This window comes from Streptomyces sp. NPDC048479 (assembly GCF_040651435.1).
Taxonomy (GTDB): Bacteria; Actinomycetota; Actinomycetes; order Streptomycetales; family Streptomycetaceae; genus Streptomyces.
In genome coordinates, this window is sequence record NZ_JBEZKA010000005.1 from 19,035 (window position 1) to 43,168 (window position 24,134).

The window sequence follows — 24,134 nt, forward strand, 5'->3', positions numbered from 1 at the left end:
TCTGCTGAAACGGAACTCTAATAATCGCCAGTGCGTGCGTACTTGACCAAAAAGAGTGAATGGGGCCGTCGGCTCGTAGCCCCGTTCCCTCCTCCTCGTTACAGGTGGTGCGGTCCGCGGCTGGGGCCGCATTGCCAACAAGGAGGAACAATGATCAAGAAGGTCGTCGCTGCTGCGGCTGCCACCGGTGGTCTGGTGCTCGCTGGTGCGGGTGTCGCCATGGCCTCTTCGGGTGCCCAGGGTGCTGCTGTCAACTCCCCCGGGGTGGTCTCCGGCAACGTCATCCAGGCGCCCATCCACGTGCCGGTGAACGCATGCGGCAACACGGTCTCCGTGGTCGGGCTGTTGAACCCTACCTTCGGCAACACCTGCGTCAACGAGTGACGTTGTGACTCGACCCGTATGGGTCTGGGTTTGAACTCGAGCGGCCCCGGAGTGCGCGCCACGCACTCCGGGGCCGTCCGAGCATTCCACCCCCGGGTACCGACGCCCGCGGGTATTCCTGAAGCAAGAAGGCAGGGATTCAACCTATGCGACAGATCACGCGCAAGGGCCTGATCACCATGGCAGCGGCGGGCGGCGTACTCGCGCTCGGCGGTGGCTATGCGAACGCGGACGCCGGTGCGAACGGAGGCACGGCGAATTCGCCGGGCGTACTGTCCGGGAACACGGTCCAGGTTCCGGTGCATGTTCCCGTCAACGTGTGCGGAAACACCGTGAATGTACTCGCGCTGCTCAACCCCGCCAGCGGCAATGAGTGCAGCAATAAGTCCGGCGGGTCCCACGCAGGCGAGGACCCCAAGGACAATGCCGGCGTCATCTCGGGCAACCACGTCCAGGTGCCGATCGACGTCCCCGTGAACGCCTGCGGGAACGCCGTCACCATCGGTGGCCTCGGCAACACCGCCACGGGCAACGAGTGCGACAACGGCTCGAGCGTCTCCACCCCGCCCGCGAAGCCGAGTACTCCGAGCAAGCCGAGCAAGCCGAGCACCCCGAGCAAGCCCAGCAAGCCGAGTCAGCCGTGTGACCACACTCAGCCGAGCAAGCCGGAGAGCCCGAGCACTCCGAGCAAGCCGAGCACTCCGAGCAAGCCGGAGAGCCCGACCACCCCGGGCAAGCCGAGCATTCCGGGTCTGCCGAACACCCCGAGCATTCCGGGTCTGCCGAACACCCCGAGCATTCCGGGTCTGCCGAACACCCCGACCACCCCGGGTCTGCCGAACACCCCGACCACCCCGGGTCTGCCGAACACCCCGACCACCCCGGGTCTCCCGAACACCCCGACCACCCCGGGTCTCCCGAACACCCCGACCACCCCGGGTCTCCCGAACACCCCGACCACCCCGAACACCCCGAGCAAGCCGAGCACCCCGAGTCAGCCGGGCAAGTCCACCACGCCGGTAGTGCCCGTCACCCCGAGCAAGCCGAACACCCCCGGCACGCAGACCGTCACCTCGCCCAAGGGCGTCGGCCAGCTCGCGCACACGGGTGCCGACTCGCTCGACATGCTGGCCCCGGCCGGCGCGGGCATGCTGCTGGCGGGAGCGGTGCTGTACCGCCGGGCCCGCGCCTCGGCGTAGTCAAGCGGTCGCATCGGTATAAATGGCATGAAAACGGAGCGGGCCCCGCGTAGGCGGGGCCCGCTCCGCCTTATTCGCTCACCAGGTGGCGCGCACCTGACGAATGATGCGCCGGCGCAGCCGCACCCTACGGCTGCCGTCCCGGTGCAGACTCAGTCGGTCCAACTCCCAGTGTCCGTACTCGGCATGGTCGGTCAGCAGACGGGTCGCTTCCTTGCGGGACACCCCGCGCGGTACATACACGTCGACAAATTCGTATTCCGGCATCGCATCTATTGTGCGGGCAGAGCCCAGGTACGGATAGCGTCTGCACTATGTCTGATGCTGCGCAGCCCACGGCTGCCGAGGTACGTGCCGCCGCCGAGGCGGTCAAAGCCGCACTGGACCGTCACCTCGAGGCGGTCGAAAACCGCACGGGCGAGGACGACCCGGCCGTCTATGACGCGTTCAATGTCCTTGCCGCAGCGGCGGAGGCGTACGACGAGCGGCTCTACGACCGCTATGACGAGGTGACGCCGTTCGAGATCCCGGGCGCGGACGATTCACTTCCGCCGTACACGGGTCCCGAGGAGCCGAGCGCGCTGAGCGTGCTGATCCGCCGCGACTATGCGGTGGTGGAGCCACAGCGACTGCTTTCACAGGCCCAGCGCCTCGCCGACCTGGACCCCGATGACGACCGGGGGCCGGAGAACGCCCCGGTGGTCGGCACGAGCGTGCATGCGGCACTCGGCGTACTCTTCGGTGAGTACGAACCGGATGAAATCGCTTCCCGGCACAAGGAGTTCGGTCTGGAGGAGGGCGACTCCACGCTGTGGGTGTCGGCCTCGGACGATGCTCCCGAACCGGGCGAATGGCTGAGCACACCCTTCGACCAGGCGGATCCGCAGCGGATCGTCTGCCGCTTCGACGTCAGCTCGGTCTTCGACGAGGACGAGCTGGCCGAGGAGCTGGACGACCTCGACGAAGTGGAGTCCTGACCACACTGCCTCGTGCGACCCGCAGCCCGGGTCCCGCCCCGTCCAGGAGGCGGGCCCCGGCTGTCGCACGAGCTACGACGGCGGCGTCGGCGTCGCGAGCAGCTCCTCGAGCAGCGTCCGCAGCCGCGTCGTGCGGTGCTGGGACGCCACCTCCGCCACCGCGCGCGGCAGCGCCTGATCCACGCCGTGCACCACGGACAGATGGCGCTCGGCACGACTGAACGCGGTATACACCCACGGTCGGCTCAGCCCTTGCGCCGCGTCGCCCGGCAGTACCACGACCGCCGCGGGCCAGCGCATCCCCGCGGCCTGGTGCGCCGTCAGCGCCCAGCCGTGGCGCACCGCCGATTCGACCCGCTCCTTCGGTACGACGACAGGCGTGCCGTCGCAGTCGAGGTGCAGGCCCGCAGCGTCCGCCGAGACGACCGTGCCGGTAAGTGTCCGGCCGAGGGCGGGTGTGTAGGCGACCCGGTCGCCCGGGTCGAAGCCGCCGAAACGGCCCGGACCAGCGTTCAGCCGCTCTTTGAGCGCGGCGTTGAGCGCGCGGGTCCCGGCGGAGCCGCCGTGTCCCACCGTGATCACCTGGGTCTGCTCGGTCGGCACGCCGATGGCCCGCGGCACCGAGTCCGCGACGAGCTGCACCGTACGGTGGACCGCCTCGCCCGCGTCACGCACCGGGACGATGACGACCTCTTTGCCGGGCGCCGCCACCTGGTTCAGCTCGCCGATGCCGATGCCCGAGACAAGCTCTCCGATCGGTCCGGGGTCCGGCGTCCGCGAGGCGATCTGCGGGCACACCCTGGCCGCCAGTACATCCGCGAACACCCGGCCCGCGCCCGCCGAGCAGAGCACACCGGGATCGCCGCTCAGCACCAGTCGGCTGCCGTCCGGCATCGACTCCACCAGCATCGCCGCGGTCTCCACGTCCAACTGCGCTGCGTCCAGCACGACCAGGAGATCGAGTGCGAATGCCCCGTCCTCGTCCCTGCCGGGACCCTCCGCACCGGACAGCAGCCCGGAGACGGTGACCGCCGCAGGGCCGAGCCGCCGTCTGCCGTTCTCGCTGTGGACCGCGACGACCGCGCGCAGTCCGAGCGCACTGGCGGCCTCGGCCACCGCGACCGGCTCGGCCCGCGACTCCTCCCCGCCCGTGTGCACGACCAGACCGCTCGCGGCGACCGCACGGATCAGCTCGGTGGGCTCCGCGGCATCCCACCTGGCGTCCGCACCGGCCTTGGCAAGCCGTGCCAGTCCGTCCGCGAGACTCTCCTCCGCGAGTGCGTACCGGTCGAGCCCCAGCAGCACCGGCACAGCCGACTGCTCGGACTCCTCCCCGTCCGCGGCCTGCTCGGTCTCCTCGACACCGTCCTGGAACACCAGCACGGCACCTTCGGCGATTGCCTGCTGCAGCGCTTCGTCAGGATCGGGCACCGACCGCTCTGCCAGCGCCGCGCGTACGGCCGAGGACTCCAACGCGGTGTGGCCCTGAAGCGCCGCGCGCTCCAGCTCCCAGGCGACGAGTGCCGCCGACCGGCGCTCGTCACCAGGGCCGCACTCAGCGCCGAGAAGCGCCCGGGCGAAGCCGTCGGCCTGCTCCGGCCGGACGCCGGGCACGGACAGCAGGCGCCACGGATCCTCGCGCAGCACATCCGCGGCCTGCTCGCCGAGCACGCGCGCGACCTGCGCCGCCAGCGCCTCGGGTGCGCCGCCCTCGGCGAGCACGGTCTGCACCGTCGTCACGGTCTCCGGTGCCGTGGCCCGTGGTGCCTGCACAGGCTGCGGAACCCGGTGTCGTACGGGCTCCGCGGTCGGTGCGGCACGTCTGGGGGCGGGCGCGGCGGAGTCGAAGAACGCGGTGTCGGCCTTCTCGCCGCTCTCCACGGCCCGCACCGCCGCGAGCAGATCGGCGGCCGTGCCGCTCAGCTTGGTGCCGCTCTCGACGGGCCCCGCCTTCTCGGCCTTCCGCTGCTCGATCCGGGCCCGCAACTCCCGCTGCGCGACCAGCTCCGCCTCGGCCTCGGACAGCTCGGCCGCCTTCTCGGCAGCTGTCTGCTCGGCCTCCGATGTGCCGGCTTCCGGCTTGTCCCCCTCGGGTGCGTCCGCCTCGGCGGTGCCCGATGCCGGGTCGGCGGCCTCGTCCGCGGTCTCGTCCGCGCTCTCGTCCGCGGCGTCGCGGGCCTCGTCCGGGGGTCCGGGGGTCGTCCCCCGGGAAGGCACAGTCACAGCGTGCTCCAGTCCTGGTCGGGATAGCGGTGCACGGGCGCCGACACATCGTCGAGCGCCTGGCAGATCTCGTCAGGAAGACTAAGGGCCTCCACTGACAATGCCGCCGTGAGCTGCTGTGCGTTGCGTGCGCCGACAATCGGGGCCACCACACCCGGCCGGTCCCGCACCCATGCCAGCGCCACCTGCAGCGTCGTCGCGGCGAGCCCGTCAGCCGCTGTCGCCACCGCGTCCACGATCCGGCTCGCCGCCTCGTCGAGATACGGCTCCACGAACGGAGCCATTTGCTCCGAAGCACCCCGCGAATCCACCGGAGTGGCATGCCGGTACTTACCCGTCAGCACCCCGCGCCCCAGCGGCGACGACGGCAGCAGCCCGACCCCCAGGTCGAGAGCGGCCGGCAGCACCTCCCGCTCCACCCCGCGCTGCAGCAGCGAGTACTCCATCTGCGTACTGGCCAACCGTGTCCGCACTCCCGGCGAGGCCAGCTGCCAGGTCGCCGCCTTCGCCAGCTGCCAGCCGCAGAAGTTCGACACTCCCGCGTACCGCGCGCGCCCGCTGCCGACCGCGATGTCCAGCGCCTGGAGTGTCTCCTCCAGCGGGGTCTCCGGGTCGAAGGCGTGGACCTGCCAGACGTCGACGTAGTCCGTCCCGAGCCGCTCCAGTGAGGCGTCCAGCGCCGACAGCAGATGCCCCCGCGAGCCGTCGAAGCGCCGGTCCGGATCGGGCACGCTGCCCGCCTTCGTCGCGATGACCAGTTCCCGCCGAGGTACGAGCCGCTCGACGAGCTGCCCGAGCAGATACTCCGAATCTCCACCGCCGTACACATCCGCGGTGTCGACCAGGGTCCCGCCCGCCTCCCAGAACACTTTCAGCTGGTCGGCAGCGTCGTGCTCATCCGTGTCGCGACCCCAGGTAAGGGTGCCGAGCCCGATCCGGGACACGCGCAGGCCGGTACGGCCGAGATGCCTCTGCTCCATGGGCGCTGAGATTACTGGCCGGGCGCCCACCCGGAGAGGGCCTGTGGACAACCTCCCCCTGACGGATCCTGTGAACCCGCGCTAGAGTCCCCGGAACAGGGACGTTACTGATCAGTAAGAGGGAGCGGTTATGCGGCTCGGCATCAACCTCGGCTACTGGGGCGCGGGGATGGACGGAGACAATCTCGCCGTCGCCAAGGAGGCCGACCAGCTCGGCTACGACGTCTGCTGGGCAGCCGAGGCGTACGGCTCCGACGCTCCTACCGTGCTCGCCTGGGTCGCCGCCCAGACCGAGCGCATCGACGTCGGCTCCGCGATCATGCAGATCCCGGCCCGCCAGCCGGCCATGACCGCGATGACGGCCGCCACGCTCGACTCGCTCTCCGGCGGCCGCTTCCGGCTCGGCCTCGGCGTCTCCGGCCCGCAGGTCTCCGAGGGCTGGTACGGCATCAAGTTCGACAAGCCGCTCTCCCGCACCCGCGAGTACGTCGAGATCGTCCGCAAGGCGATGTCCCGCGAGCGCCTCTCGTACGAGGGAGAGCACTGGACGCTCCCGCTGCCGGGCGGTCCGGGCAAGCCGATCAAGCTCACCGTCCACCCGGAGCGCGAGCACATCCCGCTCTACATCGCCGCGATCGGCCCCAAGAACCTTGAGCAGACCGGCGAGATCGCCGACGGCGCCCTGCTGATCTTCCCGTCCGCCGACCACCTCGAGGACACCGCGCTCAAGTACCTGCGCGCGGGCCGCGAGAAGGCCGGAAAGACCATGGAAGGTTTTGACGTCTGTCCGACGCTGCCGCTCGCGATCGGCGACGACGTCGCCGGACTGGCCGACATGTTCCGTCCGTACACCGCGCTGTACGTCGGCGGCATGGGCAGCCGCAAGCAGAACTTCTACAACCAGCTTGCGCAGCGCATGGGTTACGAGAAGGAAGCCGCCGAGATCCAGGACAAGTACCTGGCCGGCGACAAGCAGGGCGCGGCCGCGGCCGTCCCCCACCAGCTGATCGACCAGACGACGCTGCTGGGCTCCGTGGACCGGATCGCCGAGCGGATGCAGGCGTACGCCGATGCCGGTGTCACCACGCTGACCCTCGCTCCGGCCGGCTTCACGCTCGACGAGCGGATCACGGCACTGCGGGCGGGCACCGAGGCTCTGGAGCGCGCCGGCCTCGCGTGAGGAATGTGCGCAGGCAACTCGGGTGAGCGACGCTCGTACGTAGCTGGAGAGGTCTGCGGCCGTGGTGGGGGCTCGGGGGGTCTCCCCGCCACGGCCGTCACGCAGCACAACGCCCGAAAGCCGGTCCTGGTTACTGCCGCGCGGTTCCCCGTCGTCCACCGTTCGGCGCAGTTGTGCCGCTCACCTGTTGCCTCGCCTCCCGCGCCGCATTTGACTTGTTCTTTGCGGACGCTCTCACGGAGGTGGAAGTGATGCTCTCGGCGCGAAGTCTCTTCCAGGAAATCATCGACGACGATGATGCCTTCCAGCTCTTCTGCTCGATCGCCGCCAGCGGTGAGGCACAGGGCGGCTGGGAGAACGGCCGTATCGCCGCCCTGGTCCCCGAGAGCATGCGGGGCCTCGCGCCGAAGATCACCCGGCACGGCGCCGACGAGGACAAGCACGGCAGGCTGTTTCATGCCCTGCTCAGGAAGCGGGAGCTCGCTCCGGTCGACGTCCCGCCCGAGACCGACTACACGATGCTGCTCGAGAAGCGGGGCGTCGGCCTCACCCACGCGAAGCTGCGCCGCGAAGAGCCGCTGAGCGAACAGGACATCGTCGTCTATCTCTCGCACAGCAGGGTCACCGAACAGCGGGCCGCCGACCAGATGGTCATGCTGGTGAGGTACTTCGGCGACCACCCCGAACTCGGCAGGGCGATCAGAATGATCTGCGACGACGAGGACAACCATCTGGCGTACTGCCACGAGGAGTTGCTCCGCCTCGCCGCCGAGGGGCACGGCCGTACGATCCAGGGGGTGCTGCGCGAGAGCGCCCTCGCCGAGATCAAGGTCTACCGCGATGTCAGCCTTGCCGTGGTGGGCCATATGGGACGTCTGCTGCACTGGCCCCGTGCCAAGTCGGCCGCGCTGGCCGCGGGCATCCACGCCATGTACGCGTACGAGAGGCTCGGCGGCTGGCACCGGATGGTCAGCCTGAAGATGCCGCAGCGTCGCGGCGCACTCGACGGACCGCCCACCGCTGCGCCCGCCTTCTAGCGCCCCAGCCGCAGAGCATTACAGCCAGCCGCGGCGCTTGAACAGCTTGAACAGCCCGTACACCGTCCCGGCCATGAACAGCAGCACCGACGGATACGCCCACGCCAACCGCAGCTCCGGCATGTGCTCGAAATTCATGCCGTAGATGCCCGCGACCATCGTGGGGACTGCGACCATGGCTGCCCACGCCGAGATCTTGCGCATATCGTCGTTCTGCCGCACGCCCATCTGCGCGAGATGGGCGGACAGGACGTCCGACAGCAGCCGGTCCAACCCGTCCACCTGCTCGTTCACTCGGGTCAGATGGTCGCTGACGTCCCGGAAGAAGGGCTGTGAGTGCTGATTGACGAACGGCACGCCCGCGCTCGCAAGACGGGATATCGGAGCCACCAGCGGCGCGGCGGCGCGGCGGAACTCCAGCACCTGCCGCTTGAAGGTGTAGATCCGCACCGCGCTGTTGCGCGTGGCGCCGCCGACGGGTGCGAAGACTTCGGTCTCCAACTCCTCCAGGTCCACCTGGAGCTCACCGACGACATCGATGTAATGGTCGACGACCGCGTCACTGATCGCGTACAGCACCGCCGTGGGGCCGTGCTTGAGAACCTCGGGCTCGGCCTCCAGACGCTGCCGTACGGCGTGCAACGGCGAGCTCTCACCGTGCCGCACCGTCACCACGAACGAGTCGCCGATGAAGACCATCAGCTCGTCGGTGGAGACGGCGTCGCTCTTCGGCTCGTACACCACCGGCTTGAGAACCATGAACAGCGAGTCGTCGTACACCTCGAGCTTGGGGCGCTGATGAGCGTTGAGCGCGTCCTCCACCGCCAGCCGATGCAGCCCGAACTCCGCCGAGACGTGTTCGAACTCCTTCTCGGTCGGTTCGTAAAGACCGATCCAGAGAAAGGCGTCGCCGGTGGCCCGTGCCTCGGCCAGAGCATCGGAAAGGTCGGGCGGGCCCTTCGTTCGGCGCCCGTCGCGGTAGATGGCACAGTCCACGATCACGGCGTGCATTCTTCCCTGCCTGCGGCCCGGACGCACCCCCGGGCGCCGGGCCGCCTAGGCTGACGGGCATGGCCACGCTGATCCTCGTACGCCACGGACGCTCCACCGCCAACACCGCGGGGGTGCTCGCAGGCTGGACGCCGGGCGTCTCCCTCGACGAGCGCGGTGCGGCGCAGGCAGCCGCGCTGCCGGAGCGACTCGCTGCCGTGCCGCTCGCCGCGGCCGTCTCCAGCCCGCTGGAGCGCTGCCTGCAGAGCCTGCGACCGCTGCTGGACGCCCGGCCAGGTCTTGAGCTGCACACCGACGAACGGATCGGCGAGTGCCACTACGGCGACTGGTCCGGGCGCAAGCTCGCGGAGCTCGCCGACGAGCCGCTGATGGAGGTCGTGCAGCAGCATCCGTCCGCGGCGGCGTTCCCGGGCGGCGAGTCGATGCGGGACATGCAGGCGCGTGCCGTCGACGCCGTACGCGACTGGAACGCGCGTATCGACGCCGCGCACGGCGAGGACGCGGCCTATGTGATGTGCTCGCACGGAGACATCATCAAGTCCCTGGTGGCCGATGCCCTTGGTATGCATCTCGATCTTTTCCAGCGGATCCATGTGGAGCCGTGTTCCGTGACGGCGATCCGTTACACCCGCACTCGCCCGTTTCTTCTGCGCCTCGGTGACACCGGGGACTTCGGCTCGCTGGCGCCGCGCGAGAACGGCGGTGGCGGGGCCGCGGTCGTCGGGGGCGGCGCGGGCGCACCGTGATCGCCGCGCGCAGTAGGGTGGACGGGCCGAAAACCCGTATGCCCGCTCGATAGCCGTCCGAAGTCGTACGACAGTCGTCGATACCGACCGATCCCAAGGGAGACAGAACGTGTCCCGTCAGGTGTTCCTCTACGACCCGCCGGACCGCTTCGTGGCCGGTACGGTCGGGCTGCCTGGACGCCGTACGTTCTTCCTGCAGGCTTCCTCAGAGGGGCGCACCACCAGCGTCGCCCTGGAGAAGACCCAGGTGGCCGCACTCGCCGAGCGGATCGACGAGCTGCTGGACGAGGTCGTGCGCCGGACCGGGGGCAATGCGCCGGTGCCGGCTGTCGCGCCCGCCGACGTAGCGGACACCGCGCCGCTCGACGCGCCTGTGGAGGAGGAGTTCCGGGTCGGCACGATGGCGTTGGCCTGGGACGGCGAGGAACAGCGCATGATCGTCGAGGCACAGGCGCTGGTGGAGCTGGACGCGGACTCCGAGGAGGACCTCGCGGAGGCCGAGGAGCGGCTGCTGCAGGACGAGGAGAACGGTCCGCCGATGCTCCGTGTCCGGCTGACCGGAGCGCAGGCCAGGGCCTTCGCCAAACGCGCGCTGGACGTGGTGAACGCCGGCCGGCCGCCGTGCCCGCTGTGCAGCCTGCCGCTCGATCCGGAAGGACACGTATGCCCGCGCCAGAACGGATACCGCCGGGGCGCGTGAGCTCGGGGGACCTGCGCACCCTGCTGACCAAGGGCGAGCTCACCGTGCGCGGACGGATCCGTGGGGCGTCCAACGCGGTGCTGTACTGCTCCGTCTCGTACGAGGGTGAAGAGGCCCACTGCGTCTACAAGCCGATCGCCGGGGAGCGGCCGCTGTGGGACTTCCCGGACGGGACGCTGGCGCAGCGCGAGGTGGCGGCATACGAGCTCTCCGAGGCGACCGGGTGGGGCCTGGTGCCGACGACGGTCCTGCGGGAGGGCCCGTACGGCGAGGGCATGGTCCAGCTCTGGGTCGAGGCGGACCCTTCGGCGTCCCTGCTGGCCCTGGTCGAGGACGAGGAGCCGGGAGAGGGCTGGAAGGCGGTGGGCTTCGCGGAGGTGGGCGAGGGCCGCACGGCCCTGCTTGTCCACGCGGACGATGTGCGGCTGCGGCGGCTGGCGGTGCTGGACGCGGTGATCAACAACGGTGACCGCAAGGGCGGGCATCTGCTGCCGACGGCTGACGGCGGGCTGTACGCGATCGACCACGGGGTCACGTTCAACGTGGAGGACAAGCTGCGGACGCTGCTGTGGGGGTGGGCGGGAGAGCGACTGCCGTCGGAGGCGACGCAGGCACTGGCGGGGCTGGTGGCGGCCCTGGCCGAGGGCGAACCGCTGGCCACCCGTCTGGCGGAACTGCTGACGGCGGCGGAGGTGGAGGCGCTGCGGGGCAGGGTGACGGAGCTGAAGGAGTCGGGGAGGCATCCGGGGCCGTCGGGGGAGTGGCCGGCGATTCCCTGGCCACCGGTGTGAGGTGGGGGTGTTCCACTGACCCGCCCCTTCCCGAAACCGGGGGCAGGCCCCGGACCCCCGGGGGGGAGAGACGTGGGGGCTGACGCCCCCACACCCCCTGAGCGTGGCGCCGTGGGGCGGGGCAGAGGATCACAGGACAAGACCGGGCACCCCGGGCGCCGATCCCAAGCACGGCCACCCGCACTCGTATGCGGAACACCCGTCCGGTTAGGCTCATGACATGCATGCCTGGCCCGCTTCTGAGGTCCCCGCCCTGCCTGGCAAGGGCCGCGACCTACGGATCCACTCCACCGCGACCAATGGTCCAGTGACCCTCGACCCCGGTCCCGTCGCCCGTATCTACGTCTGCGGCATCACACCGTACGACGCGACCCACATGGGTCACGCGGCGACCTACAACGCGTTCGACCTCGTTCAGCGTGTGTGGCTCGACACCAAGCGGCAGGTTCACTACGTCCAGAACGTGACCGATGTCGACGACCCCCTCCTCGAGCGGGCGATCCGTGACGGGCACGACTGGACCGAGCTCGCCGAGCGGGAGACCGCGCTCTTCCGGGAGGACATGACCGCTCTCCGGATGCTTCCGCCGCAGCACTACATCGGCGCCGTCGAGGCGATACCGGGCATTGTGCCGCTCGTCGAGCGGCTCCGGGACGCCGGTGCCGCCTACGAGCTCGAAGGCGACGTGTACTTCTCCGTGGAGGCCGACCCGCACTTCGGGGAGGTGTCCCGTCTCGACGCCGAAGCCATGCGGCTGCTCTCCGCCGAGCGCGGCGGCGACCCCGACCGGCCCGGCAAGAAGAACCCGCTCGACCCGATGCTCTGGATGGCCGCCCGTGAGGGCGAGCCGAGCTGGGACGGTGCCACCCTCGGCCGTGGCCGGCCCGGCTGGCACATCGAGTGCGTGGCCATCGCCCTGGATCACCTCGGCATGGGCTTCGACGTGCAGGGCGGCGGCTCCGATCTCGCCTTCCCGCACCACGAGATGGGCGCCTCGCACGCGCAGTCGCTCACCGGTGAGTACCCCTTCGCGAAGGCGTACGTCCACGCGGGCATGGTCGCACTCGACGGCGAGAAGATGTCCAAGTCCAAGGGCAACCTCGTCTTCGTCTCCAAGCTGAGGCGCGACGGCGTGGACCCGGCGGCGATCCGGCTGGCGCTCCTCTCGCACCACTACCGGACCGACTGGGAGTGGACCGACGCCGTACTCGACGAGGCGGTGGAGCGGCTCGGGCGCTGGCGCGCGGCCGTCTCGCGGCCCGACGGGCCGTCCGCCGACGCCCTCGTCGAGGAGATCCGCGACGCCCTCGCGTACGACCTGGACGCCCCCGCCGCGCTCGTCGCCGTCGACCGCTGGGCCGCGCTCCAGCAGTCCGAAGGCGGTACGGACGAGGGCGCGCCCGGCCTCGTCTCCCGCGCTGTCGATGCCCTCCTCGGCGTAGCCCTGTAAGCCCCTCCGGCCGCTCCTGGGCGTGCGATAAGTCCAGGAGCGGCCGGACACAAGTCCATGGTCGTGTATGTGCCGACGCGCTACACACACGCCATGAGATCTCCAACACGGTTCAGATCAGCGGTCGTTGCCGCTCTGCTCGGTCTGTTCGCCGCCTTCGTGCCATTGGTCACGGGCGCGCACGCCGAACCGGCCGACACGACGGTCGGTGACATCACCGGCTTCGCTCACGACGGAGCCGTATACCGGTTCACCGCCGGCGACGCCGCCGCCCGCGTCAGCTTCGTCTCCGCCGAGACCTTCCGTATCGAACTCGCCCCGGACGGCGCCTTCACCGACCCAACAGGCACGGACATTGTCCTGCCGCAGAGCGCGCCGCCCGCCACCCACTGGCGCGACAAGGGCGACCGTTACGAGCTGAGCACCTCCAAGGTCACCCTGCGCGCCTACAAGACGCCCCTGCGCTTCGCCCTCCACCGCGCCGACGGCACCCCGCTCTGGGCCGAGACCAACGGCCTGACCTGGAACCGGGACAGGACCACACAGACCCTCGCCCGCGGCGCCGAGGAGCAGTACTACGGCGCCGGAATGCAGAACGGCCGTGGCAACACCTCGCATCGTGGCAAGACCGTCGAGGTCGGCGTCGACTACAACTGGAACGACGGTGGACACCCCAACTCCGTCCCGTTCTACCTCTCTTCCGCGGGATACGGCGTCTATCGCAATACGTACGCCCCCAACACGTACGTCTTCGGCGAGCCGGTCACCACCACTGCCAAGGAACAGCGCTTCGACGCCTACTACTTCGCGGGCCCGAGCACCAAGGACGTCATCGGCCAGTACACCCGGCTGACCGGCAAACCCTTCCTGCCACCCGTCTACGGCCTCGAAATCGGCGACGCCGACTGCTATCTGCACAACGCCAACCGCGGCGAGCGGCACACCCTCGACTCCCTCAAGGTCGCCGACGGGTATGTCCAGAACGACATGCCCAACGGGTGGATGCTCATCAACGACGGCTACGGGTGCGGATACGAGAACCTCGCCGAGACCGCCAAGGGGCTGCAGGACCGCAGGATGCAGATGGGCCTGTGGACCGAGGACGGCATCGGCAAGCTCGGCGACCAGGTCAAGGCCGGCCAGCGCGTCGCGAAACTGGACGTGGCCTGGGTCGGCGACGGATACAAGTTCGCGCTGGACGGCTGCAAGGACGCCCACCGGGGCATCGAGGAGAACAGCGACGCCCGCGGCTTCACCTGGGCGCCGGAGAGCTGGTCGGGCGCGCAGCGCTGCGGAGTCCAGTGGTCCGGCGACCAGTCCGGGAGCTGGGAGTACATCCGCTGGCAGATCCCGACCTACGCGGGCGCGAGCATGTCCGGACTCGCCTACACCACCGGCGACGTGGACGGAATCTTCGGCGGCAGCCCCAAGACGTACGCCCGTGATCTGCAGTGGAAGATGTTCCTGCCGGTGACGATGACCATGGACGGCTGGGCGGCGAACGACAAGCAGCCCTTCCGGTACGGAGAGCCGTACACCTCGGTCAACCGCAGCTACCTCAAGCTGCATGAGTCGCTGCTGCCGTACATCTACTCCCACGCACATGAGGCGACGAAGACGGGCGTCGGGCTCGCCAGGCCGCTCGTGCTGGAGTATCCGAACGACCCCGAAGCGGCGACGGACGCGGCCAAGTACGAGTTCCTCAGCGGTGCGGACTTCCTTGTCGCGCCCGTCTACCAGGACGCCGTCGAGCGCGACGGGATCTACCTGCCGAAGGGGACCTGGATCGACTACTGGAGCGGGCGGACCTACGAAGGACCGGTCACCGTCGACGACTACAGCGCGCCGCTCGACACGCTGCCGCTGTTCGTGAAGGCGGGGGCCACCGTCCCGATGTGGCCGGGTATCCGCTCGTACGCCGACCGCACCGCAGCCTCCCCGCTCGCCTGGGACATCTATCCGCAGGGCACGTCCTCCTTCACGCTGTACGAGGACGACGGCGTCACGCGGCAGCACCGCAGCGGCAAGTACGCCACGCAGCGCGCCGACGTCCAGGCGCCACGGCGCGGAGCGGGCGATGTGACGGTCCGGATCGGCGCGAGCAAGGGCGAGTTCACGGGCAGGCAGTCCACGCGTCCGTACACCTTCAGCGTGCACACCGGGGACGCGCCGAGCACGGTCGGGCTCAACGGGCGCAGGCTGCCGCGGCAGACCTCGAAGGCGGCCTACGCGAAGGCCACGCAGGGCTGGTGGTACGACCAGGACGACCGCGGCGGTGTGGTGCACGTCAAGACGCCGTCGCTGCGCACCGACCGTGGCTTCGAGCTGAAGCTCGAGGACACCAGCGCGGTCGGCGGTACGACTCCGGGCGCGGCCGCGACTGTCTCCGTCCCGGCAGCTCAGGAGCTCGGCGCCGGGTCGCCGGGCACGGTCGCCGTCGACGTCACGGCGGGCGGCCGGGACGCGACCGGCGTCCAGGTCTCGCTGGACGCGCCGACGGGCTGGCAGATCACCCCGGCGCAGGTCGTGGACCGGATCCCGGCCGGGACGACGAAGCGCGTCGAGGTGGCCGTCGTCCCGGCCGCGGACGCCAAGCCGGGCGAGGTGACGCTGACCGCGACGGCACGTCACCGGTCGGCGGGTGTGGACCGTACCGCCGGACAGCGGTTCGCGGTCGGGGTGATGCCGCCACCGCCGGCCGGCGACGCCTGGGTCAGTGACCTGGTGTGGCTGAAGTCGGTGAACGGCTACGGGCCCGCGGAACGTGACCGCAGCAACGGCGAGTCGGGAGCGGCCGACGGACACCCGCTCACGCTGGCGGGCAAGACGTACGAAAAGGGGGTCGGCACCCACGCCGACTCCGATATCGAGGTCTATCTCGGCGGCCGCTGCACAGCGCTGACCGCGGATGTCGGAGTCGACGACGAGATCAACGGCTATGGGGAGGTGGCCTTCTCGGTCGAGGCGGACGGAAAGGTGCTGTGGACCTCGCCCAAGGTGACGGGGGCCTCGGCGACCGTGCCCGTCGATGTCGCTCTGGACGGCGCACGCCATGTGCGGCTGAAGGTCACCGACACCAACGGGTCGAAGACAGGCGATCACGGGGACTGGGGCGCCGCGCGTTTCAACTGCGCCTGAAGCCTGAAGCCTGAAGCCTGAAGCCTGAAGCCTGAAGCCTGAAGCCTGAAGCCTGAAGCCTGAAGCCTGAAGCCTGAAGCCTGAGGCACAGGTACGGGCGCCGGGCGGGCCGCTGCCCACCCGGCGCCCTCCGATCCGACGTGCTACTTGTTCACCACGATCGCCACGAGCACACCGGCGTTGTTGGTGTCCCAGAACCCGATGACCTGCTGCCCGAAGGCGAACGCCTCCTGGACCTCGTCATGCGTGATCTGGTTCGGGTTCACCAGCTGACGCCAGGCGCCCTGGATGAACAGGTACAGGATGACCGGCTGGCCGGGCAGGGGCGTCACGACGTCCCAGAAGTGCTCGGCCACACCACTGGTGATGGCCTGGCTGTCGATCGCGCTCGGCAGGATCAGCGGCTGGCCCTGGCCCTGCTGTTGCTGGCCCTGCTGCTGGCTCTGCTGGCCGAGCTGCTGGAGCAGCTGCTGGTAGGGCTGCTGCTGGCCGAGCTGCTGCAGCTGTTGGAGCGGCTGCTGGCTCATCTGCTGACCCTGCGAGGGCGGAGAGGTGCTTGCGCCCTGCAGCCGGCCGAACGGCTGCTGCTGCCCGTGCTGCTGCTGCGCGTACTGCTGCTGGCCGTACTGCTGACTCATGGAGCTGGGGTTCATCTGCGGGGTGGTGCTCATGCGATGTTCACCTTCCCTTTCGATTCATCCGGCGACGACCAGGCCCACGACCTCGTCGTCCGAGTACCAGACGCGTACGTCCGGCCGGCCCCCCGCGAAGGCGGCATGTACCGCCTGGCGGACTCCAGGGGCGGGGTGGTCGAGGTTGCGCCACGCGCCGGCCACGAACAGCCTCAGGCGCGGCGGAAGTTCACGCGGGTACGGCATCAGTTCGTCCCAGTACCGCTCCGCCTGTCCCGAGCCGACCGACGACGGCACCAGCTCGGTGACCGCCGCCTTGATGTCGGGGCGGTTGCCGATCCGCTGCGAGGCCGGGCGCCCCGGCGCGTCCTGCTGCGGCGAACCGGTCCTGCGCAGCACCTCGCGGGCCTGCTCGGGGCCCATCGGCGCGATGTGCGCGGCTTTGAGGATTCCCTGCAGGGCTGCCAGGGCGCCGACCACCACCGGCGAGGCCGAGGAGGTGCCGGAGAAGGTGTCCGTGTACCAGGCGATCTCCTCCGCGCCGCCCTGCAGGTCACCCGCCCGGTCCCAGAAGCCGCCGGTCGTGGTGACCTCGCGGCCCCAGCCCTGGGCGTCCAGCCGCGCGCCGTAGTTGGAGAACGCCAGCCGCGAGCGGTCGGGACCGTGGTCGCGGCCGTGCGTCCCGGGCGGGGGAGCGCCCGCGCCGACGAGGACCGCACCGGAGGGCTGGTTCGACGGGTTGAAGGGGTTGCGCCACCACTCGGGGAACGCGTCCGGCCTGCGCTCGTACACCGCCTCGTCCAGGCTCTCGCCGCCGTTGCCGGCCGCCTCCACGACCAGGACGCCCTTCGACGTCGCCCAGCGGATCGCGGCGAAGTCGTCCGGCCACCACTCCAGCGCGATGTAGCCGCGCTGGTCGTCGCGGACCTCGTGGTCGAACCGCGGTCCCGGCCGGTGGAGTTCGATCAGAAGGAGGTCGCCGTGGGTGAGACGCTCGGCCGCGGCATGGATGGCCGCGGCGGAGCCGATGCCCTGGAACGACGCCGCCGCGGTCAGCGCCCCGGGAGCGATACCGGTGATCCCCTTCTCGTCGCGGTCGCCGCCGATGACGCCGAGGACCGCCGTGCCGTGGTTGCGCCATGCGATGTCCTGGACCGGATTGCCGACGACGATGCCGGCGAGCTTCTCCGCCAAGTCCTCATGGCCCAGCTGCCAGGCTCCTTCGACGTCGACGACGGTGACGTTCTGTCCGGAGCCGCCCGGCCGCTGCCAGGCCCAGTACGCGTCCACGCCCTCGGGCGCGGGCGCCAAGTAGCCCTGGCGGCCGGTGAAGTCGGGTGTCGCGGGTGTGCCTTCCTTGAGCCGCTTGGCCTCTTCGGGCCGGGCTTTCGCCGTGGCGCCGTGGGGTGCCGTCCGAGCGGGTACGGCGCCGGGCTTGAGGTACGCCGTCTCGATCTCGGGGAGGGCGGCCAGCCGGGCGGTGAGCTCCTCGGTCCGGTCCCCGCCGCCCCGTACCCGGTAGAAGAGCGAGAGGTCCGGCAGCGTGCCCCGGCCGCCGCCGGCCGGTCCCTCCGGCTGCGGAGGCAGAGCGGCCCGGGTCCGCTCCTCACTGCCGAACACCGGTTCCAGCGCGAGCTGTTCGTCGCTCAGGAACATGTTCAGTGCGGAGATGTCCGCCCCGGAGGCCGACCGTACGCCTTGGGTGTCGGCGCGCAGCAGGGCCTCGGCCCGTGCGACGACGATCAGCTCCGGCTCGGCTCCTTGATAGGTGAATCCAGCTCCGTCGGGTCCAGGGCCCGCAGTTCCGGGGCCCTGACCTGGGAGTGCCTGATCGGTCATCGCTATGACCGCTCCCTTCGGGTGCCGTGCTCCTTGTCGTTCGTGGACTGTGCGTTGTCCGTGCTCGGTCTGTGCTCGGTCTCTGCTTGGTCTGTGCTCGGTCTGCGTGGTGGCCACCCTGCTCCCTCCGCCGCAGCCCGTCCACCCTGCTTACGCGAAATACGTTTTAAATCAAGCTGAATGGGAACCCCGTGCAATTCGGCCGGAAGAAGATGTCACGCCACAATTCGGCCAAACACTTCGGAGAAGCCTGCCGTGTGCTGAGGTGAATGGGTCTGCAGAACACTTGTCGGAAGGACGACTCGATGCACCGTTCCTTCGCACGTCGAGGAGTGCTCGGAGCAGCCGCGGCCATGGCCGGCGCTGCACTCCTTGCCCCAGGGGAAGGCGTGGCCCGGGCGGCCGGATTAACCGGTACACGCCTGCCCACCCGTTTCCCCTTGCCGAACGGCTTCCAGCCCGAAGGGATCACCATCGGACAGAGTCCGTATGCCTACTTAGGGTCGATAGCCACCGGCGATATCTACCGAGCGAGCCTGGCCACCGGCCGGGGAAGCGTCATCAGCCACGGTCTCGGAGTGGACCACCCCTCGGTCGGACTCAAAATTGACCGGAGCGAGAGGCTGCTGTTCGTCTGCGGCGGTGTGAGCCGCGAGATCCGGGTCATCGAGGTCCGCTCGGGGAAGCTGCTGAAGACCTTCACCGTCGGCTCCGACGGCACCATGGTCAACGATGTGATCCTCACGCCGGGCGCCGCCTGGTTCACGGACTCGTTCAAACCGCAGATCTACCGCCTCCCGCTCGGCCGGCACGACGAGCCGGGCGACAGGCTGGCGACCGTCCCGCTGGGCGGCGACTGGGAGCAGGGGCACTCTTTCACGGCCAATGGCATCGAGCGCACACCGGACGGGCGCGCCCTGCTGTTGGTCAACACCGTGGTCGGCGGCGGCGGTCTGATGCGGGTCGATCCGCGTACCTGCATCGCGCGGCGAGTCGACATCGGAGACACCCGACTTCCCAATGGCGACGGCCTGTTGCTGCTCGGCCGCACCCTCTATGTCGTACAGCAGACGCAGAACGCCATCGATGTGCTGCGACTCAATGACTCGGGTACCCGCGGCGCGGCTGTCGCGCGCATCACCGATCCGGAGCGCTTCAGAATTCCTACGACGGCGGCGGCCTGGGGCGACCGGATCTATCTGCCCAACGCCCGCTTCGATGTGGAGCCGGCACCCGACACGACGTATGACGCGGTCGCGGTGGACCAGGTCCGAGTACCTCAAGATCTATGAGCACGACGTAAGGACACGACGTAGACGTAAAGAGCGGGGCGGCGCCCACCGGCGCCGCCCCGTTCTTCCTTCAGATGTCTCAGTCCTCCGAGGAATCTTCCTCGCCACCGGATTCCGACTCGGTTTCCGCTTCGGCCCCGGTGCCCGATCCGGTTCCGGGTTCGGTCCCGGTCCCGGCTTCGGTCTCCGCCTCCGCACGAGGTGGCATCGGCGGCCGGGTGCGCCCGCTGGAGGTGTCGCGCAGATACGAACTGGCCTCGCCCCCGTCGGTCGCATGCCCGGGACCTCCGTCGCGCCGCCGCAGATACCGCTCGAACTCGCGGGCGATGGCCTCGCCCGTAGCCTCGGGAAGCTCCGCGGTGTCCCGTGCCTCCTCCAGGGTCTGGACGTACTCCGCCACTTCGCTGTCCTCGGCGGCCAGTTGATCCACGCCCAGCTGCCAGGCCCGTGCGTCCTCGGGCAGTTCGCCGAGCGGGATACGGAGGCCGATGAGGTCCTCAAGACGGTTCAACAGCGCCAGCGTCGCCTTGGGGTTGGGCGGCTGCGACACATAGTGCGGCACCGCGGCCCACAGACTCACCGCCGGCACCCCCGCATGCGTGCACGCCTCCTGGAGAATGCCGACGATGCCGGTCGGCCCCTCGTACCTGGTCTCCTCCAGATCCATGGTTCTGGCCAGATCCGGGTCCGAGGTGATCCCGCTGACCGGCACCGGCCGGGTGTGCGGGGTGTCGCCGAGCAGCGCGCCCAGAATCACCACCATCTCGACGCCCAGCTCGTGGGCGAAGCCCAGGATCTCGTTGCAGAACGAGCGCCAGCGCATGGATGGCTCGATGCCGCGGACCAGCACCAGGTCACGCGGCTTTTCGCCGCCGATGCGGACCACGGAGAGCCGGGTTGTGGGCCAGGTGATCTTCCGTACCCCGCCGTCCAGCCACACCGTGGGCCGGTTGACCTGGAAGTCGTAGTAGTCCTCGGCGTCGAGCGCCGCGAAGACCTCGCCCTTCCACTCCCGGTCCAGGTGTGCGACCGCGGTGGAGGCGGCGTCGCCGGCGTCGTTCCAGCCCTCGAACGCAGCCACCATGACCGGGTCGATCAGCTCGGGTACCCCCTCGAGCTCGATCACCCAGTGCCTCCTTCCGAAGTTCCTTGTCTACGCCCCAACCTTACGGCTTACGAGGCACCTCGCCGCAGCCCCCTTGCACGGCCGGGTGAACTTCCGCTCGATAGGGCATACGTCGGAGAGCCAGGCGTCCAGCAGTCGATTCATCCGAGCTGTGTCCGGGAAATTTCGTCCCTGCCCTGGACGTTGCCGCGTGGACGACGCTATACATCGGATGACCAAGAGGTCCGATGTTCTCCGATGTTCGTCTCACGGGGGTGCGTGCATGAGTCAGACCGTCACGGAGTTCGAGGTCCACGACATCCGCTTTCCCACCTCGGAACAGCTCGACGGCTCGGACGCCATGAACCCCGATCCCGACTACTCCGCCGCCTATGTGGTGATGCGCGCGACCGACGGGGCCGAAGGACACGGCTTCTGCTTCACCATCGGGCGCGGCAACGATGTCACCGCCGCGGCCATCGAAGCGCTGCGTCCCTATGTGGTCGGGCGACCGGCGCCCCGTACCGCAGCCGACCTGGCCGCGCTCCACCACGATCTGACCCATGACTCACAGCTGCGCTGGCTCGGCCCGGAGAAGGGCGTGATGCATATGGCGGCCGGCGCGGTCGTCAACGCGGCCTGGGACCTGGCGGCGAAGCGCGCAGGCCGGCCGGTGTGGGAGTTCCTTTCCTCGATGTCGTCCGAGGAGCTGGTCTCGCTCGTCGACTTCCGCTATCTGACCGATGTCCTGACCCGGGAGGAGGCGCTGGCCATCCTGCGGGCCGCGGAACCCGGCCGGGCCGAGCGGGCCGCGAACCTGCGGGAGAGCGGCTATCCCGCGTACACCACCTCGCCCGGCTGGCTCGGCTACTCGGACGAGAAGCTGGTGGCGCTGGCCAAGGAAGCGGTCGCCGACGGCTTCGGCCAGATCAAGCTGAAGGTCGGCGCGGACCTCGACGACGACATACGGCGGATGAAGCTGGCCCGCGCCGCTGTCGGCCCGTCCGTACGCATCGCCGTGGACGCCAACCAGCGCTGGGACGTTGCCGATGCCCTGCGCTGGATGACGGCACTTGCCCCGTACGAACCGCACTGGATCGAGGAGCCGACCAGCCCCGACGACATCCTCGGCCACGCCGCCGTCCGCGCCGGCCAGCCGGTCAAGGTCGCCACCGGCGAGCATGCCGCCAACCGCGTCGTCTTCAAACAGCTGCTCCAGGCCGGGGCCGTCGACTTCGTCCAGATCGACGCCGCGCGTGTCGCCGGTGTCAACGAGAACATCGCGATCCTGCTGCTCGCGGCCAAATACGGCGTCCCCGTCTGCCCGCACGCCGGCGGGGTAGGACTGTGCGAGCTCGTCCAGCATCTGGCCATGTTCGACTACGTCGCCGTCTCCGGCAGCTGGGAGGACCGGGTCATCGAGTACGTCGACCACCTCCACGAGCACTTCACCGACCCCGCCGTGATCGCCTCCGGACGCTATGTCGCACCGCGCGCACCGGGCTTCTCCGCCCGCATGCTCCCCGAGTCGATCGCCGCCCACCGCTATCCCGAGGGGCCGGTCTGGCAGGTCCGCCGCACCATCGAGGAGGTCAACTCATGAGCGGAACAATGGACTTCGAGGGACTGTCCGCGCTGGTGACCGGCGGCGCCTCGGGAATAGGCGCCGCCGTCGCGACACTGCTGCTCAGCCGCGGCGCCCAGGTCGCCGTACTCGACCGTGAGACGGCGGGAGCGCCCGACGGCGTCCTCGTCCTCAACGCCGATGTCACCGACGACGCCGCGGTCCGCACGGCCGTCGACAGGGCCGCGGCGGAGTTCGGCGCCCTGCACACCGTCGTCTCCAACGCCGGTATCGGCGCCATCGGCACCGTCGCCGACAACGCCGACGAGGAATGGCAGCGTGTCCTCGACATCAATGTGCTCGGCATGGTCCGGGTAGCCCGCCACGCCCTGCCGCATCTGCGCCGCGCCGCCGCGGACCGCCCCGGCCATGTCTCGATCACCCAGACCTGCTCCATCGCAGCCACCGCAGGACTGCCCCAGCGCGCCCTGTACAGCGCCAGCAAGGGCGCGGTCCTCTCACTCACCCTCGCAATGGCCGCCGACCATGTCCGCGAAGGCATCCGCGTCAACTGCGTCAACCCCGGCACCGCCGACACCCCGTGGATCGGCCGCCTGCTGGACCGGGCCGCCGACCCCGCGGCCGAACGTGCCGCCCTCGAGGCCCGCCAGCCCACCGGACGGCTGGTCGCGGCGGACGAGGTCGCCGCCGCCATCGTTTATCTCGCCGGCCCCGCCGCGGCCGCCGTCACAGGCACGGCACTCGCCGTCGACGGCGGAATGCAGGGCCTGCGCCTGCGTCCCCCGAACCAAGCGCCCTGAGCCGACACCACCGAAGGACGGGACAATGAGAGTGCGTACGACAAGTGCCGTGGCCTGCACAGTACTTCTGGCCGTGACGGCCCTCGCGGGCTGCAACCGTGACTCGGGCACCGGGTCCGGCGGGGGCAAGGTGGGCATCGATCTGCCGCGCAGCGACAGCGACTTCTGGAACTCCTACCAGCAGTACATGGAGAAGGGCGTCAAGGACGGCGAGGTCGACGCGCTGTCCCTGACCAACTCCCAGAACGACATCGGAAAGCTGGTCGCCAACGTCCAGACCTTCACCGACCAGGGCGCCAAGGCCGTCGTCATGGCCCCGCAGGACACCGGCGCGATAGCCGAGTCGCTGCAGAGCCTTCAGGAGAAGAAGATCCCGGTCGTCAGCGTCGACACCCGGCCCGACAAGGGCAAGGTCTACATGGTGGTCCGGGCCGACAACCGCGCATACGGCGAGAAGGCCTGCAAGTACCTCGGCGAGCGGCTGAAGGGCAAGGGCAAGGTCGTGGAGTTCCAGGGCGACCTGTCCTCCATCAACGGCCGGGACCGCTCCGAGGCCTTCAAGTCCTGCATGACCAAGGACTTCCCCGGCATCAAGGTCTTCGAGCTCGCCACCGACTGGAAGGGCGATGTCGCGTCCGCCAAGCTCCAGTCCACGCTTGCCGCGCACCCTGACATCAACGGCATCTATATGCAGGCCGGCGGTGTGTTCCTGCAGCCCACACTCGCGCTGCTCGAGCAGAAGAAGCTGCTGAAGGCCCCCGGCACCCCGGGCCACATCACGATCATCTCCAACGACGGCATCCCGGAGGAGCTCGACGCCATCAAGGCCGGGAAGATCGACGCCACGGTCTCCCAGCCCGCCGATCTGTACGCCAAGTACGCGCTGTACTGGGCCAAGCAGGCGCTGGACGGAAAGACCCCCAAGGAGGGTCCGACCGACCATGAGTCCACGATCATCAAGATCCCGAACGGGTTCGAGGACCAGCTGCCCGCGCCACTGGTGACCAAGGAGAACGTCGACGACCCGAAGCTGTGGGCCAACCAGCTGGAGAAGAAGAGCTAGCC

Annotated in this window: 21 protein-coding genes; 14 read left to right on the forward strand and 7 right to left on the reverse strand. The window is 69.6% G+C overall.

Translation table 11 applies throughout. From position 1 onward, the window contains the following. The first annotated feature begins 150 nt into the window (after nt 1-150). Nucleotides 151-384, forward strand: a complete 234-nt coding sequence (locus tag AB0D12_RS09675) for a chaplin (RefSeq protein ID WP_327322472.1) — start codon at nt 151-153, stop codon at nt 382-384. Nucleotides 385-530: 146 nt separating this feature from the next. Further along, nucleotides 531-1,583, forward strand: a complete 1,053-nt coding sequence (locus AB0D12_RS09680; RefSeq protein WP_362678904.1) for a chaplin family protein — start codon at nt 531-533, stop codon at nt 1,581-1,583. Between the two features lie 78 nt (nt 1,584-1,661). Here AB0D12_RS09680 and AB0D12_RS09685 read toward each other — a convergent pair whose 3' ends face one another. Beyond that, nucleotides 1,662-1,850 (reverse strand): DUF5703 family protein, encoded by a 189-nt coding sequence (locus AB0D12_RS09685; RefSeq protein WP_005319466.1) that lies wholly within the window; start codon nt 1,848-1,850, stop codon nt 1,662-1,664. Nucleotides 1,851-1,897: 47 nt separating this feature from the next. Between AB0D12_RS09685 and AB0D12_RS09690 the strand changes: the two genes are divergently transcribed. Continuing rightward, entirely contained in the window at nt 1,898-2,560 is a 663-nt protein-coding gene (locus tag AB0D12_RS09690) for a hypothetical protein (protein ID WP_362678907.1), read from the forward strand. A 72-nt stretch (nt 2,561-2,632) separates the two neighbouring features. Here AB0D12_RS09690 and AB0D12_RS09695 read toward each other — a convergent pair whose 3' ends face one another. Together AB0D12_RS09695 and AB0D12_RS09700 are read right to left on the reverse strand one after the other, a co-directional pair. Continuing rightward, nucleotides 2,633-4,783, reverse strand: a complete 2,151-nt coding sequence (locus AB0D12_RS09695) for an ATP-dependent RecD-like DNA helicase (protein WP_362678910.1) — start codon at nt 4,781-4,783, stop codon at nt 2,633-2,635. Continuing rightward, nucleotides 4,780-5,763 carry an aldo/keto reductase gene (locus AB0D12_RS09700; RefSeq protein ID WP_362678913.1) on the reverse strand — a complete coding sequence of 328 codons (984 nt, stop codon included), beginning with the start codon at nt 5,761-5,763 and terminating at the stop codon, nt 4,780-4,782. Before AB0D12_RS09700 ends, AB0D12_RS09695 begins: the two co-directional genes overlap by 4 nt. A gap of 130 nt (nt 5,764-5,893) precedes the next feature. Here AB0D12_RS09700 and AB0D12_RS09705 point away from each other — a divergent pair, with 130 nt between their 5' ends. Both AB0D12_RS09705 and AB0D12_RS09710 read left to right on the forward strand, forming a co-directional pair. After that, on the forward strand, nt 5,894-6,943 hold the full coding sequence (locus AB0D12_RS09705) for an LLM class F420-dependent oxidoreductase (RefSeq protein ID WP_327322468.1): 1,050 nt from the start codon (nt 5,894-5,896) through the stop codon (nt 6,941-6,943). Between the two features lie 251 nt (nt 6,944-7,194). After that, nucleotides 7,195-7,980 carry a ferritin-like domain-containing protein gene (locus AB0D12_RS09710; protein ID WP_362678916.1) on the forward strand — a complete coding sequence of 262 codons (786 nt, stop codon included), beginning with the start codon at nt 7,195-7,197 and terminating at the stop codon, nt 7,978-7,980. A gap of 18 nt (nt 7,981-7,998) precedes the next feature. Here the strand turns inward: AB0D12_RS09710 and corA are convergent, their stop codons facing one another. Continuing rightward, entirely contained in the window at nt 7,999-8,991 is a 993-nt protein-coding gene (gene corA, locus AB0D12_RS09715; RefSeq protein ID WP_362678919.1) for a magnesium/cobalt transporter CorA, read from the reverse strand. A 59-nt stretch (nt 8,992-9,050) separates the two neighbouring features. Between corA and AB0D12_RS09720 the strand changes: the two genes are divergently transcribed. The 5 genes from AB0D12_RS09720 (at nt 9,051) to AB0D12_RS09740 (ending at nt 15,816) form a co-directional block, all read left to right on the forward strand. After that, entirely contained in the window at nt 9,051-9,737 is a 687-nt protein-coding gene (locus tag AB0D12_RS09720; RefSeq protein ID WP_362678922.1) for a histidine phosphatase family protein, read from the forward strand. Between the two features lie 109 nt (nt 9,738-9,846). Next, the gene (locus AB0D12_RS09725) at nt 9,847-10,437 is read left to right on the forward strand and encodes a DUF3090 domain-containing protein (RefSeq protein ID WP_362678924.1); all 591 of its coding nucleotides are present in this window, start codon (nt 9,847-9,849) and stop codon (nt 10,435-10,437) included. After that, a complete protein-coding gene (locus AB0D12_RS09730) occupies nt 10,401-11,228 on the forward strand; it encodes an SCO1664 family protein (RefSeq protein ID WP_362678928.1) in 828 nt (275 codons plus the stop codon). The genes AB0D12_RS09725 and AB0D12_RS09730 overlap by 37 nt, the downstream gene beginning before the upstream one ends. A 220-nt stretch (nt 11,229-11,448) precedes the next feature. Further along, a complete protein-coding gene (mshC, locus tag AB0D12_RS09735; protein ID WP_362678930.1) occupies nt 11,449-12,678 on the forward strand; it encodes a cysteine--1-D-myo-inosityl 2-amino-2-deoxy-alpha-D-glucopyranoside ligase in 1,230 nt (409 codons plus the stop codon). A 93-nt stretch (nt 12,679-12,771) separates the two neighbouring features. Then, a complete protein-coding gene (locus tag AB0D12_RS09740) occupies nt 12,772-15,816 on the forward strand; it encodes an NPCBM/NEW2 domain-containing protein (protein ID WP_362678933.1) in 3,045 nt (1,014 codons plus the stop codon). Nucleotides 15,817-15,959: 143 nt separating this feature from the next. Here the strand turns inward: AB0D12_RS09740 and AB0D12_RS09745 are convergent, their stop codons facing one another. Both AB0D12_RS09745 and AB0D12_RS09750 read right to left on the reverse strand, forming a co-directional pair. Further along, a complete protein-coding gene (locus tag AB0D12_RS09745; protein WP_362678936.1) occupies nt 15,960-16,487 on the reverse strand; it encodes a hypothetical protein in 528 nt (175 codons plus the stop codon). A 24-nt stretch (nt 16,488-16,511) separates the two neighbouring features. Beyond that, nucleotides 16,512-18,287: a S8 family peptidase gene (locus AB0D12_RS09750; RefSeq protein WP_362678939.1), complete on the reverse strand. Its 1,776-nt coding sequence runs from the start codon at nt 18,285-18,287 to the stop codon at nt 16,512-16,514. A 305-nt stretch (nt 18,288-18,592) separates the two neighbouring features. Between AB0D12_RS09750 and AB0D12_RS09755 the strand changes: the two genes are divergently transcribed. Next, nucleotides 18,593-19,579: a superoxide dismutase gene (locus tag AB0D12_RS09755; protein WP_362678941.1), complete on the forward strand. Its 987-nt coding sequence runs from the start codon at nt 18,593-18,595 to the stop codon at nt 19,577-19,579. A gap of 79 nt (nt 19,580-19,658) precedes the next feature. Here the strand turns inward: AB0D12_RS09755 and AB0D12_RS09760 are convergent, their stop codons facing one another. Beyond that, entirely contained in the window at nt 19,659-20,705 is a 1,047-nt protein-coding gene (locus AB0D12_RS09760; RefSeq protein WP_362678944.1) for a PAC2 family protein, read from the reverse strand. Nucleotides 20,706-20,967: 262 nt separating this feature from the next. Between AB0D12_RS09760 and AB0D12_RS09765 the strand changes: the two genes are divergently transcribed. From AB0D12_RS09765 to AB0D12_RS09775, 3 genes are read left to right on the forward strand one after another with little or no spacing between them, the layout of a single operon-like run. Then, on the forward strand, nt 20,968-22,287 hold the full coding sequence (locus tag AB0D12_RS09765) for an enolase C-terminal domain-like protein (RefSeq protein WP_362678947.1): 1,320 nt from the start codon (nt 20,968-20,970) through the stop codon (nt 22,285-22,287). Next, complete coding sequence (locus tag AB0D12_RS09770) at nt 22,284-23,069, forward strand: SDR family oxidoreductase (RefSeq protein WP_362678950.1); 786 nt, start codon at nt 22,284-22,286, stop codon at nt 23,067-23,069. The genes AB0D12_RS09765 and AB0D12_RS09770 overlap by 4 nt, the downstream gene beginning before the upstream one ends. A 25-nt stretch (nt 23,070-23,094) precedes the next feature. Next, complete coding sequence (locus AB0D12_RS09775; RefSeq protein ID WP_362678953.1) at nt 23,095-24,132, forward strand: sugar ABC transporter substrate-binding protein; 1,038 nt, start codon at nt 23,095-23,097, stop codon at nt 24,130-24,132. The last annotated feature ends 2 nt before the right edge of the window (nt 24,133-24,134 follow it).

Bases quoted from the DNA above. Each gene is read 5' to 3' on its own strand.
- AB0D12_RS09675 (WP_327322472.1), top strand. From the start codon at position 151: ATGATCAAGAAGGTCGTCGCTGCTGCGGCTGCCACCGGTGGTCTGGTG.
- AB0D12_RS09680 (WP_362678904.1), top strand. From the start codon at position 531: ATGCGACAGATCACGCGCAAGGGCCTGATCACCATGGCAGCGGCGGGC.
- AB0D12_RS09685 (WP_005319466.1), bottom strand. From the start codon at position 1,850: ATGCCGGAATACGAATTTGTCGACGTGTATGTACCGCGCGGGGTGTCC.
- AB0D12_RS09690 (WP_362678907.1), top strand. From the start codon at position 1,898: ATGTCTGATGCTGCGCAGCCCACGGCTGCCGAGGTACGTGCCGCCGCC.
- AB0D12_RS09700 (WP_362678913.1), bottom strand. From the start codon at position 5,763: ATGGAGCAGAGGCATCTCGGCCGTACCGGCCTGCGCGTGTCCCGGATC.
- AB0D12_RS09705 (WP_327322468.1), top strand. From the start codon at position 5,894: ATGCGGCTCGGCATCAACCTCGGCTACTGGGGCGCGGGGATGGACGGA.
- AB0D12_RS09710 (WP_362678916.1), top strand. From the start codon at position 7,195: ATGCTCTCGGCGCGAAGTCTCTTCCAGGAAATCATCGACGACGATGAT.
- corA (WP_362678919.1), bottom strand. From the start codon at position 8,991: ATGCACGCCGTGATCGTGGACTGTGCCATCTACCGCGACGGGCGCCGA.
- AB0D12_RS09720 (WP_362678922.1), top strand. From the start codon at position 9,051: ATGGCCACGCTGATCCTCGTACGCCACGGACGCTCCACCGCCAACACC.
- AB0D12_RS09730 (WP_362678928.1), top strand. From the start codon at position 10,401: ATGCCCGCGCCAGAACGGATACCGCCGGGGCGCGTGAGCTCGGGGGAC.
- mshC (WP_362678930.1), top strand. From the start codon at position 11,449: ATGCATGCCTGGCCCGCTTCTGAGGTCCCCGCCCTGCCTGGCAAGGGC.
- AB0D12_RS09740 (WP_362678933.1), top strand. From the start codon at position 12,772: ATGAGATCTCCAACACGGTTCAGATCAGCGGTCGTTGCCGCTCTGCTC.
- AB0D12_RS09745 (WP_362678936.1), bottom strand. From the start codon at position 16,487: ATGAGCACCACCCCGCAGATGAACCCCAGCTCCATGAGTCAGCAGTAC.
- AB0D12_RS09750 (WP_362678939.1), bottom strand. From the start codon at position 18,287: ATGACCGATCAGGCACTCCCAGGTCAGGGCCCCGGAACTGCGGGCCCT.
- AB0D12_RS09755 (WP_362678941.1), top strand. From the start codon at position 18,593: ATGCACCGTTCCTTCGCACGTCGAGGAGTGCTCGGAGCAGCCGCGGCC.
- AB0D12_RS09765 (WP_362678947.1), top strand. From the start codon at position 20,968: ATGAGTCAGACCGTCACGGAGTTCGAGGTCCACGACATCCGCTTTCCC.
- AB0D12_RS09770 (WP_362678950.1), top strand. From the start codon at position 22,284: ATGAGCGGAACAATGGACTTCGAGGGACTGTCCGCGCTGGTGACCGGC.
- AB0D12_RS09775 (WP_362678953.1), top strand. From the start codon at position 23,095: ATGAGAGTGCGTACGACAAGTGCCGTGGCCTGCACAGTACTTCTGGCC.